Source organism: Flavobacterium sp., from assembly GCF_049590715.1.
Taxonomy (GTDB): Bacteria; Bacteroidota; Bacteroidia; order Flavobacteriales; family Flavobacteriaceae; genus Flavobacterium.
In genome coordinates, this window is record NZ_JBAWDL010000248.1 from 1 (window position 1) to 10,952 (window position 10,952).

The 10,952-nt window shown below is 34.2% G+C and carries 10 protein-coding genes and 1 pseudogene; 2 read left to right on the forward strand and 9 right to left on the reverse strand.

Features of this window, described 5'->3' with window-relative positions; all coding sequences use genetic code 11:
- The 3 genes and pseudogenes from WBQ70_RS11175 to WBQ70_RS11185 all read right to left on the reverse strand — a co-directional run.
- Window positions 1-206, reverse strand: a pseudogene (locus tag WBQ70_RS11175) (porin); the annotation flags it as partial.
- A 520-nt stretch (window positions 207-726) separates the two neighbouring features.
- Window positions 727-1,683: an aldo/keto reductase gene (locus WBQ70_RS11180; protein WP_423914142.1), complete on the reverse strand. Its 957-nt coding sequence runs from the start codon at window positions 1,681-1,683 to the stop codon at window positions 727-729.
- 152 nt (window positions 1,684-1,835) lie between these two features.
- A complete protein-coding gene (locus WBQ70_RS11185; RefSeq protein ID WP_423914145.1) occupies window positions 1,836-4,049 on the reverse strand; it encodes a B12-binding domain-containing radical SAM protein in 2,214 nt (737 codons plus the stop codon).
- Window positions 4,050-4,191: 142 nt separating this feature from the next.
- Here WBQ70_RS11185 and bshC point away from each other — a divergent pair, with 142 nt between their 5' ends.
- The gene (bshC, locus tag WBQ70_RS11190) at window positions 4,192-5,781 is read left to right on the forward strand and encodes a bacillithiol biosynthesis cysteine-adding enzyme BshC (protein WP_423914148.1); all 1,590 of its coding nucleotides are present in this window, start codon (window positions 4,192-4,194) and stop codon (window positions 5,779-5,781) included.
- Window positions 5,782-5,883: 102 nt separating this feature from the next.
- The gene (locus tag WBQ70_RS11195) at window positions 5,884-6,303 is read left to right on the forward strand and encodes a nucleoside-diphosphate kinase (protein ID WP_423914151.1); all 420 of its coding nucleotides are present in this window, start codon (window positions 5,884-5,886) and stop codon (window positions 6,301-6,303) included.
- Window positions 6,304-6,381: 78 nt separating this feature from the next.
- Here the strand turns inward: WBQ70_RS11195 and WBQ70_RS11200 are convergent, their stop codons facing one another.
- The 6 genes from WBQ70_RS11200 to WBQ70_RS11225 all read right to left on the reverse strand — a co-directional run.
- Entirely contained in the window at window positions 6,382-6,678 is a 297-nt protein-coding gene (locus tag WBQ70_RS11200) for a DUF721 domain-containing protein (RefSeq protein ID WP_423914154.1), read from the reverse strand.
- The gene (locus WBQ70_RS11205; protein ID WP_423914156.1) at window positions 6,659-7,099 is read right to left on the reverse strand and encodes a lipocalin family protein; all 441 of its coding nucleotides are present in this window, start codon (window positions 7,097-7,099) and stop codon (window positions 6,659-6,661) included. Before WBQ70_RS11205 ends, WBQ70_RS11200 begins: the two co-directional genes overlap by 20 nt.
- 380 nt (window positions 7,100-7,479) lie before the next feature.
- Window positions 7,480-7,950, reverse strand: coding sequence for an OsmC family protein (locus WBQ70_RS11210; protein WP_423914158.1), 471 nt, complete (start codon window positions 7,948-7,950; stop codon window positions 7,480-7,482).
- 155 nt (window positions 7,951-8,105) lie between these two features.
- Window positions 8,106-9,548, reverse strand: coding sequence for an arylsulfatase (locus WBQ70_RS11215; protein ID WP_423914161.1), 1,443 nt, complete (start codon window positions 9,546-9,548; stop codon window positions 8,106-8,108).
- A gap of 5 nt (window positions 9,549-9,553) precedes the next feature.
- Window positions 9,554-10,003: a hypothetical protein gene (locus WBQ70_RS11220; protein WP_423914163.1), complete on the reverse strand. Its 450-nt coding sequence runs from the start codon at window positions 10,001-10,003 to the stop codon at window positions 9,554-9,556.
- Window positions 10,004-10,057: 54 nt separating this feature from the next.
- A partial coding sequence (locus WBQ70_RS11225; RefSeq protein WP_423914165.1) for an alpha-1,3-galactosidase-related protein occupies window positions 10,058-10,952 on the reverse strand: 895 nt, incomplete at its 5' end.

Below are 10,952 nucleotides of genomic sequence, written 5' to 3' on the forward strand. Positions count from 1 at the left end.
CCTGTAGTTTTCTTTAAAGCAATGTCAATCATTCCTAAAGAGATTGAGTTGTGATCTGTTGCAAAACTTGTTGGAATGTTTTCACCTTTAGCAAAGTCATACTTGTAATAAAGATCGGCAGATCCAGAAATTTCTAGTGGTGTGTCTTGAGCAAATGCCATGTTCCCTGTTAGCGCTAAAGCTAAAATAATAATTACTTTCTTCATGTTTAATTTTGTTTTGGTTTAATAATTAATAAAGCTCATTTACATTTTATCTACATTTTAATTTTTAGAACTTATAGATCTTCTAAATTTTTAACTTGTTTCAAAAACCACAAATAGTCTTTATTTTTTCAACTTTCTGAAGCGAATATATTAAGTAAATTTTAACTGAAACAATTATAAAACGGCTTTTCCTCAGAAAGCAGAACGAATTATTAATTTAGGAATAGGAAATAACAAAAAATAGAAATTACATATAAATAAGAACTAAAAAATATACTATTCATAATGATGATTTTAATAAAAACCCCCATTTATTAGTGGTTATAAATAAAAACAATAGATAAAAAACCTAAAAACAGCCTAAATAAATACATAAAAAAAACACTAACCCTACAAAAAATAGGGGTATGCTTGAAAATAAAAAACAAATAGATTAAACATGCAATCCTAATTGATAAGTCACAAAAAAAAGCTTCAAATTAAATTTGAAGCTTTTTTAAAAGAAAAAAATATGTTAACACTATCCTAAAATAGCAGCAATAGAGCCAATCTCTGATTTTGTAAACTCTAATGCATTTAAACTATCTAAATTATTATTTAATTGACCAACGGAACTAGCTCCAATCAATACCGAACTGATTCGGTTATCTTTCATCAACCAAGCCAAAGCCATTTGCGCTAATGATTGCCCTCTCTCTTTTGCAATTTCATTTAATTGAATAACTTTTTGAATTCGTTCTTCTGAAACCTCATCCAGTTTTAAATGTCCATTAGGATTATGAGCTCTGGAATTTTCAGGAATTCCTTTAAGGTATTTATCCGTTAATAATCCTTGTGCCAATGGCGAGAAAGCAATACAGCCTACACCTTTATCTTCAAGAACATCCAATAAACCATCCTCAACCCAACGCTGAAACATCGAATACTTAGCTTGGTGAATCAAACAAGGGGTTCCTAATTTTTTCAATACCTCAACAGCGACCTTTGTTTGCTCCGCTGAATAATTACTAATTCCTACATACAATGCTTTCCCGCTACGCACAGCATAATCAAGTGCCATCATTGTTTCTTCAATAGGGGTTTCAGGATCTGGACGATGCGAATAGAAAATATCCACATATTCTAAATCCATACGTTTCAAACTTTGGTCTAAACTTGAAAGCAAATATTTCCTTGAACCCCAATCTCCATAAGGCCCATCCCACATGGTATAACCTGCTTTGGTAGAAATTACCATTTGATCTCTTAAATTGCCTTGAAAATTATTTTTTAAAATTTTCCCAAAGTTCATTTCCGCTGAACCTGGAACTGGTCCATAATTGTTAGCCAAGTCAAAATGAGTAATTCCTTTATCAAAAGCTTCCTTAACAATACTCTCTCCATTTTCAAAAACATCTACTGAACCGAAGTTGTGCCATAAACCCAAAGAAATTTGAGGCAATAACAAACCGCTTTTTCCACATCTATTGTATTTCATCTTTTATAATATTTTCAATTAACCCGTTGGGTATAATTAATTTTTTCATTTATAGCAAGTTCTGTTTTGTCACATTGAGCTTGTCGAAGTGACCTATTATGTAGTCTTCGACAAGCTCAGACTGACAACAATCTTTAACCTAACCGTTAGTTTTACAACACTAATAAACCATAACTCCTCAGTATATGTATTGGTTTCGAATACCAAAACAATTCAAAATCGGTCAATTCCTTTTCAAAATCCACTTGTATTTCTTGGAACGAGTACACCTTACTATTAGCAACCGCTATTTTATTCAAAAGAACGATCAACCATGCCCCTTCTTCTTTATTAGTTTGAATGGTAAAACTTTCTTTTTTATCATGAAAAGTCAAACGCATCATTTCCCAGCTATTCCCTTTTTTTGATTTTGTGAAATAGTCCACAGCAGGTTTTCCGCCTAACCAAACCACTTTTGCCGTTGGTTTAATAGTCAAACTACCTTCATTTTCCAAAGCATTGGCTATAAAATCTTCAGGGATTTTCGTTTTAGGAATTTTAAACTCAAACCAATCTTGCAACGGATAATCAAAGCAAATACCATGCATAAAGTTAAACAATGACTTTTTTAATCCGAAACTGAATAGATCGTGATCAATTCCCGTATTGTCTATATAATTAATATCGTTATTGGCGAATGTTCCAATGACTTCGGTTTCTTTCACCACGCCAAATTTTTCAGGATACATTCCCACTGGACTGTGAGCCGTCATAGCAAACTGATGCCAAAAACCAGATTGTAATACACCTGCTTCAAACAATTGACGTACCATTTCCAAACTGTCAATCGTTTCTTGAATGGTCTGCGTGGGATAGCCATACATTAAATAGGAATGAACCATAATTCCCGCTTGGGTAAAATGCTGGGTTACCTTGGCCACTTGCTCTACTGTTACTCCTTTATCTATTAATTTCAGTAATCGATCCGATGCTACTTCTAATCCACCAGAAACGGCAATACAGCCCGAAGCTTTTAATAGTAAACACAAATCGGCCGTGAAGCTTTTTTCGAATCGAATGTTTGTCCACCAAGTCACGGATAATTTTCTACGCACTATTTCCAGTGCCAAAGAACGCATCAACGCTGGCGGCGCAGCTTCGTCAACAAAATGGAATCCATTTTGTCCTGTTGCTTTCATCAATTCTTCCATTCGATCACAAAGTAAATTGGCCGCAACAGGTTCATATATCTTAATATAGTCTAACGAAATATCACAAAAGGTACACTTCCCCCAATAACAACCATGTGCCATCGTGAGTTTGTTCCAGCGACCATCACTCCACATTCGGTGCATGGGATTCACAATTTCGATTACCGAAATGTATTTATCCAACAACAAATCCGAATAATCAGGTGTACCTACTTGTGCTTGTTTGTAATCTGGCTTGGTCGAATTATTTTTATAAACGACTTTTCCATTTTCTAAAAGAAAAGTTCGTTTTAAGGCGGTGGGCTGTGGGCTGTGGGTTATGGGCTGTTGCAGACTTAAAATCAACTCTTCAACTGGAACTTCTCCATCATCTAAAGTGATAAAATCAAAAAACTCAAATACACGAGCATCCGAGAGCGAACGTAATTCCGTATTCGGGAATCCCCCACCCATTGAGATTTTGATTTCAGGATAGTGCTTTTTTACCCATTGAGCAGAACGAAAGGCGCTATATAAATTTCCTGGAAAAGGAACAGATATCAAGAATAAATTAGGCTTAACGGTTTCGATTCTTTCTTTAAGTATCGAAAGCAGTACTTCATCAATATAAGTTGGTTCTTGTTCTAATGCTTCATACAATTCATCAAACGAATTAGCTGAACGTCCCAAACGTTCGGCATAACGACTGAAACCAAAATTTGCATCGACACATTCTACAATAAAATCGGATATATCTTCAAGGTATAAGGTCGCTAAATGCTTGGCTTTATCCTGAGTTCCCATCGTTCCAAAAGCCCAATCTAATTCCTCCAATTGTGCAAAACGTGACGCTTCAGGCAAATAATCTTCTTGACATATTTGAAGTGCCAAAGTAGGATTGCTTCCCTGTAAAAAAGCAATCACCGAATCAATCGTTTTGATATATTCGTCTTGAAGAGCAATAATTCGCTTGGAATTATCCGAAACGTCTTGAACTTTAAACTTTAAACTTTGAACTTTAAACAATTTCTCAAGACCTTCTTTCGAAAATAATTGTAAAATTACTTCTATACCTAAATCAGCCTGAACGGTTTCAATGTTTTTAGTATTTAAAAAACCTTTTATATAAGCCGTTGCTGGATAAGGCGTATTCAATTGTGTAAAAGGAGGCGTAATTAAAAGAAGTTTTGGTTTCAAGAGGATTTTGTTTTGTACAAAAATAAGGGAATAATTATTAATAGCTCAAACAACTTTCCTCTTGATTTCCTAAACATTTCATAATCCTTAAAAACATCATTATAGTTTTCTTATTTTAGCAGTAAATTTAGAAATACAAAACATGCCAACCGACTGTATCAGCTATCAAAATTCAGGATATTTCACCCCTTTAATGAATGATTATTTGAATCAAAAATCAAATATTCGTTCCTTATACAATCGGTTTCCTAGTTTGGAAAATTTTGAAGAACAATTACAGGAAAAAAAGAACAATTTTAACGAAGGTATTAGAGCCTCTTTAGTTTCGGTTTTGCACGAACAGTATCAAAACACAACTGTTTCCGACTTGACCAAACAAAACATCGAGGCGTTAAAAGTAAACAATACCTTTACTATAACAACAGGACACCAGCTCAATTTATTCAGTGGGCCTTTGTATTTTTTGTACAAAATCATTTCGACCATTAATTTGACCAAAGAATTAAAAGAGACTTATCCCGCTTCAAACTTTGTCCCTATTTACTGGATGGCGACAGAAGACCATGATTTTGACGAAATCAATTACTTTAACTTTAAAGGAAAAAAGTTTCAATGGAATGTTGAAAGTTCAGGCCCCGTTGGAAGATTAGCTACTGAGGGCTTAGATCATTTTTTTGAAATATATGCTCAAGAATTAGGTTCTACAACCAATGCCACTGCTTTAAAAAAACTTTTTGAAGAAGCTTATTTACAACACGATAATTTAGCCAATGCTACACGCCATTTAGCGAATGCTCTTTTTGGAGAATACGGCTTGGTCATTCTAGATGCTGATCATACCGATTTAAAAAAACATTTCGTTCCCTATCTAAAAGAAGAATTACTCCAACAAACCGCTTATAAAAAAGTAACCGAAGCAATTCAACAATTGAGCGATTATAATATTCAGGTGAACCCACGTGAAATCAATTTGTTTTATATTGAAGATCATTTGCGAGAGCGCATTGTTTTCGAAAACGATACCTACAAAGTCAACAATACAAGCATTGAATTTAAAAAAGCAGAAATTTTGGATTTAGTCGAAAGCCATCCTGAAAAATTCAGTCCTAATGTGATTATGCGACCTTTGTACCAAGAAGTTATTTTACCTAATCTTTGTTACATTGGAGGAGGAGGTGAAATTGCCTATTGGCTCGAATTAAAATCATTTTTTGAAGCGGTCAACGTTTCGTTTCCAATCCTTTTAGTCCGTAATTCGGTTTTATTAGTAACCCAAAAACAAGCGCACAGGGCTGACAAACTGGACTTAACTTGGGAAGATTTATTTTCGAAACAATCCATTTTAGAAAATAACCTAACCCAAAAACTGAGCGCATTTCCAATTGATTTAACGGCTCAAAAACAACAACTTCAAAAACAGTTTGAACATCTTTTTGAAATTGCTTCTCACACGGATAAATCTTTTACTGGTGCAGTAAAAGCACAGGAAGTAAAACAACTAAAAGGATTAGAAAATCTTGAAAAACGACTTTTAAAGGCTCAAAAAAGAAAACTACACGACCAACTGAAACGCGCTACCGACTTGCAAAACGAATTATTCGCAAATAAAAGTTTGCAAGAACGTCAAGCTAATTTTTCGGAATTTTATGTAGAAGAAGGCATAAATTTAATTCCAAAATTGATGGCGGAATTAAAACCTTTGGAACAAAAATTTAATATCTTGATTTTATAAATCCAAAAATCGATACTCATTTTGACAAATTCTACTTTTTAAAACGAATTAATTTAAAAATATCTTTCTAAAACTATTATTTTTACGCAAAACCGATAAAAAATGACTACAAACAGAACTTTTACTATGATTAAACCAGATGCAGTTGCAAATGGTCACATTGGAAGTATCTTAGCAATGATTACAAATGCAGGATATAAAATCGTATCACTAAAGCTAACTCAATTAACTGTTGCTGATGCACAAACTTTTTATAGCGTACATGCTGAAAGACCCTTCTACGGAGAGTTAGTTAACTTCATGTCTAGTGGTCCTATCGTAGCGGCTATTTTAGAAAAAGAAAATGCAGTAGAAGATTTCAGAAAATTAATTGGAGCTACTAATCCCGCTGATGCTGCCGAAGGTACTATCCGTAAAATATACGCTACTTCTATGGGAGAAAATGCAGTTCACGGCTCTGACAGCGATGAAAATGCTGCTATCGAAGGTGCTTTTCATTTTGCAGGAAGAGAGCAGTTTTAAAAATTAAGAAATCTGGATTTTTTTTATTTAGGATTTACATTCCTATATCCTAAATAAAAAATCCTGAATCTAAAATCTTTATCTCAATACCACATTTGTCACCACATCTCGTTGTAACTCCTCGTTAATCATTTTGATGATTTTTGATTTACCGTGACTCAATTCTTCTCGCAATACGGACGAAGTCAACTCCACATACAAAGTACTGCCCTTCAACACCACATTTTGAGTATAACTATTCACACCATTTCCCATCAAATTTGCCCAAGCATCCTTTACATCAATTTGATCCATACCTGATTGTAGCTTATTCACTTGGATAATTTTATTCAAAATATCCCCAATCGGGCTATCATTATTTAGTCTTTTCGCCATTTCCTGTTAAGTTTATTGCTTCCGTTTTCTTATAATGATACACTTTATTCTCGTCGTTTTTAATGACTAACTCGTCATCCGTCAGGGTTACTAATTCCTCAGTCCATTTGGCAAAATCAGTCGAAGAATCTAAAAAAACTTTCTCCTTTTCAAAACGTACTTTCACATTTTCGTAGGTATCATTTGCAATAAAAGTCCCGTCTAATTGTGGTTTTACTTTTTTTCGAAAACCTTGATTGCCTTTCATTTCAAAATAATCAAAATTTTCGTTTAGTTTATAATTCTTATCGGCACCATCAGCAAGATCTACTTTTTCAATTTCCCAGTAGCCATTGAGTTTTGCTACATCGGCTGGTACTATTTTTTGTTTACAAGACACCATCAACACGGCGAATAGTACAATTTTCAACACATTTTTCATTACGATCTATTTTTAGGAGCTTTATCCTGCTGTCCGCTATATCTTTTGTTCCGCTATCGCTTCACAAAAGGATGCCGCTACCATCAGGGCTAGGGGAACTTGAGTACAATCAGCATTTATTTTTCATTTACAAAGTTAAACTTTAAAACAGCAAACAAAATAAAAAACAGCAATCGCTTTAAACTTTTTAAATTACATTTAGTCAAAACAATAGCTGGTCATTCTCTAATATTTTTAAAAAAAATAGAAAAGACAACTATGTAATTAGTGTATTCCTTTATAAAAAAAGCAGTATTTTTTTCTTATTCATTCTATCAGCTTGCAGTAATAACAGTCTTGCAACTCCCGAAACTGCAGCTACTTTATACCTAACATTCTTTTTATTCTTCTTTGCAAACAGGAAAATGTAAAATCGGAAAATTACAGGAATTTGCTATAAAACAGAGTTGGTTCGCCTTTTTATGTAAGTCTAGTGCCAAGTCCATTTTTTCTTTTTGGCTAATACTTACTTTAGGAAAGAGTCTCACTTCCACAAAACGCCCGCTACCATCCGCAGAAACTTCAAGAGTTGCTTCGGCATTATCCACATAAGATAGCACTTCAATGCCGTTTTGGCTACAAACATACAAGTAAGACATCATATGACAGGACACAAGACTACTGAGTAATAAATCTTCTGGATTGTATAAATTAGAATCTCCTTTAAAAACTTTGGCAGCTGAAACATTTAAAATCGGCTTTCCTTCTATGCTAATAGTATGACGTTTAGAATATTTTTTCGCCGTATCCATGTCATTTCTTTGTGGTAATAACCACATTAATTTAGCGCTAAATAAATGTTTGAATCCCATATCTATAAATTATCATCAACAAATTAAACTATTTTAACCGAAATAAATACCCTCTTTTTCTCTGTTTTCAAAAAAATGATTATAAACAAAAACGACCCTAAAAGAGTATTCTTCTAGAATCGTTTATGAACCTAACCAACTAACTAAACTAATTTTTATTTCATTGGGAACAATACCGAATCCGTATGTTCCTTATTCATAATGGCTTTCATTTCGGCTACAATTTTAGGATTTTGTGTCGCCAAATTTTTCGTTTCAAAAGGATCTTTACTTAAATCATACAATTCAAATGCAGGATTCTCTTTCTTTTCAATATTATAAATTACACCTTTCCAGTTTTCTAAACGTACCGCTTTACGCCCACCCGCTTGAGGAAATTCCCAGTACATATACGGATGTTGTTTTTGATTTTTTTGACCTAAAAAAGTAGGCAATAAAGAAATTCCGTCTGTATTTCCTAATTCTTTTACATTTGTTATTTCTGCAAAAGTGGGTTTCATGTCCCAGAAAGCTGAAATCAAATCTGAGGTTGTTCCTCCTTTAATCTTATGAGGCCAAACCGCAATAAATGGCGCACGGATTCCGCCTTCATACAAATCTCTTTTTACTCCTCGCATGCCTAATGTGGCATTGAAGAACTTAGGATCAGCACCTCCTTCAGTAGCTGGTCCATTGTCACTGGTAAAAATGACTAAGGTATTATCAGCAATTCCTAGTTCGTCTAACCTAGCCATAATTTGCCCCACATAATTATCTAAATGTGTAACCATCGTAGCATAAACCGCATGAGGTGCTAATTGTGAAGCGTATTTGTATTCCACCATATTGGGTCCATAATCAGACAAATAATCGTTTGGCATAACAAATGGTTTGTCTTCTTTGAACCTCCCTTTGAATGCATTATAAACAGCATCTTCTGGCGAAATAATCTCCGCATGAGGCAAGACAAAAGGCACATACGCAAAAAATGGTTTGTTTTTATTTTTAGTAATAAAAGCTAAAGTGGCTTTCTGAATTTCGTCTGGAGCATATGTTATTTTATTCGTGTAATCATTACCTTTTAGAAATACTTTTTCCTTATTATGCCATAAATATGGAGGAAAATAACGGTGTGCTTTACGCTGGCAGTTGTAGCCATAAAACTCATCAAAACCTTGGTTTAACGGATCTCCTTCAGAATCAATAAATCCTAATCCCCATTTTCCAAAAGCACCAGTTGCATAACCTGCCTTTTTGAATACATCTGCAATGGTAACTTCAGTACCATCCATTGGGACTTGACCTTCGAGATCTTTCCCTCTTTCCAGATTTCCTCTGATAGATGTATGTCCTGTATGTTGCCCCGTAATCAACGAAGAACGAGAAGGCGCACAAACAGCTGAGCCACTATAATGTTGTGTGAATTTTATTCCGCTAGCCGCTAATTTGTCAATATTTGGCGTTTCAAATTTGGTTTGTCCATAGCAACTCAAATCTCCAATACCTAAATCATCCGCTAAAATGTAGATCACATTGGGTTTAGATTTGTTTTGCGAATGCAAGTGGATGCTAGCGATTGATAAACTAGTGACTAAAACTATTTTTAGAAATGTTTTCATCTTTATTATTTAAATTTTAAATTAGGCACAGAACCATCGGTTTTTAGAATTGGATTGGCTTTTCCTAAGTAAGTATTTTTTTTAAAAATGATATTTTTTGAAGTCTTAACAGAAAAAGCAGCATTCTCTGGAAATAACATCTTATAAGTACCAGAATTTGTAATCGTATTTCCTTTGAATGTAAGACCATCAGTATTATTTACTTCCATGATCAAATTATCAAATTGATTGATTTTATTATTTTCGATCAAAATGTTTTTGAAAGCAATATTTTTACTTTCATCATCGGTTTCAAAACGGATGATCCCTCTATTTTGTCCACCAATATTGCAATCTTGAAAGATGTTATTTCGAATGGTCAAATCCAAAGCACTACCAGATTCGTACCAATATCCACTTTCTACAGGTACTAAAATCGCTGCCATTTCGGTGCCGAAAAAGTTGTTTTCAATCACAATTTTTCTTGGTGTCGAAAGCAATAATCCTCTGGCTCTGTTTTTAGAGATGTTTCAATTTTGAACCAACAACTCTGGATAAGCCGACATATTTTCGATATAATCTCCCACTTTCAAAGACGCTGGGATTTTTTCGTTGAAAGTGATAATTTGGTAACGGCTGTTGATTTTTTCGATGGATTTCAATGTCAATTTATCATATTCAAAGAAAGAATGATGTAAGTTGACCAATCCTATTTGATCGTTTGGAACTCCAATGCTAAAACCTTGTTGCTGGTAGTGTCCCACTTTGATTCCGATGCTGTTTTCGCCTAGAATATCAACAACCTCTTGATAGGTTCCATGCACATTCACCGCATCATCCAGTTGGTTATTGAATGTAGAGTTTTTGATTGTAATTTTTCCTCTGCACCCTACAAAGTGTGTGGCATCAGCAGTGGTAGAAATGATTCTGCCTTGCGATGGCGTTACATTAAAATCATCCAAAGTAATATTCTCTGAGTTCTCTACAATGATTCCCATACCACAAGCGTGGTGAATAGCAACATTTAACCCTTCAAAGTTTTTAGTAGATACCACATGAAAAGCAGGTGCAAATCTATTTTGTCCTTGTTCCCCTTTCATCGTTAAAATCAGCCCTACTTCAGGCATTTTTTTTCCGTGATTGTGTACAAGCAACAAGCCTGGTTTCAATTGTTCAACTACCAATCGATCCTCCATACCAACTCTAGAATTCTCTGGAGATCGTGGATCTACGGTATATTTGTAATTGATGTTTTTAACATTATTTTGAATCTTAGTTTTGGTTCTAGTGGTTATCGAAGTGTATTTTTCGGTATTGTACGCCACTCCTTTAGTTTTGGGATCGAATAAAATGGATTGCCCAATATTATGCTCATAATATTCCTTAATAAAATACAATTGCCCATTTCTAATCTCATAAGGATAC

Excerpts from the sequence above, each read along its gene's own strand:
- WBQ70_RS11180 (WP_423914142.1), bottom strand. The coding sequence starts at position 1,683 with ATGAAATACAATAGATGTGGAAAAAGCGGTTTGTTATTGCCTCAAATT.
- bshC (WP_423914148.1), top strand. The coding sequence starts at position 4,192 with ATGCCAACCGACTGTATCAGCTATCAAAATTCAGGATATTTCACCCCT.
- WBQ70_RS11195 (WP_423914151.1), top strand. The coding sequence starts at position 5,884 with ATGACTACAAACAGAACTTTTACTATGATTAAACCAGATGCAGTTGCA.
- WBQ70_RS11200 (WP_423914154.1), bottom strand. The coding sequence starts at position 6,678 with ATGGCGAAAAGACTAAATAATGATAGCCCGATTGGGGATATTTTGAAT.
- WBQ70_RS11205 (WP_423914156.1), bottom strand. The coding sequence starts at position 7,099 with ATGAAAAATGTGTTGAAAATTGTACTATTCGCCGTGTTGATGGTGTCT.
- WBQ70_RS11210 (WP_423914158.1), bottom strand. The coding sequence starts at position 7,950 with ATGGGATTCAAACATTTATTTAGCGCTAAATTAATGTGGTTATTACCA.
- WBQ70_RS11215 (WP_423914161.1), bottom strand. The coding sequence starts at position 9,548 with ATGAAAACATTTCTAAAAATAGTTTTAGTCACTAGTTTATCAATCGCT.